1 pseudogene is annotated in these 423 nt (G+C 70.4%); it reads left to right on the top strand.

Going from position 1 to position 423, the window contains the following annotated elements:
- A pseudogene (locus tag F6S12_RS32995) lies at window positions 1-423 on the top strand (sensor histidine kinase); the annotation flags it as partial.

Here is a 423-nt window from a genome sequence, read left to right as displayed (position 1 = left end):
CGCCATGGACCAGGGGCTGTTGCTGGAATGGAGCCGCGACGGCGTGGCCCACGCCAGCGCCGAACAGGGCCACGGCGAATGCCTGCAAGCCCTGAGCGCCGTGGCCGGGCAGGCCCAGTGGCTGGAGCGCCCGCTTGCGCAAACCGGGGTGCTGCGCGTACTGCTGCACCGCGCCGACGGCCAGCCCTTCGGCGCCCTGCTGCTGGCCAACAGTGTGCCCATCAGCGCGCCGGACAGCGAAGACCTGGAATCCCTGCAACTGCTGGCCACGCTGTTGGCCACGCACCTGGAAAACCAGCGCCTGCTGCAGGACCTGCAAGCCCGGGAGCGCAGCATGTCGGAGCTGGTGCAGCGCCTGTTCAGCGCCCAGGAGGATGAGCGCAAGCGCGTCGCCTACGACCTGCACGACGGCCTGGCGCAAAC

It is taken from the genome of Pseudomonas sp. JV245A, assembly GCF_032424515.1.
Lineage (GTDB): Bacteria > Pseudomonadota > Gammaproteobacteria > Pseudomonadales > Pseudomonadaceae > Aquipseudomonas > Aquipseudomonas protegens.
The sequence above is the reverse complement of the archived record's forward strand: the minus strand, read 5'-3'. Positions and strand labels throughout refer to the sequence as shown.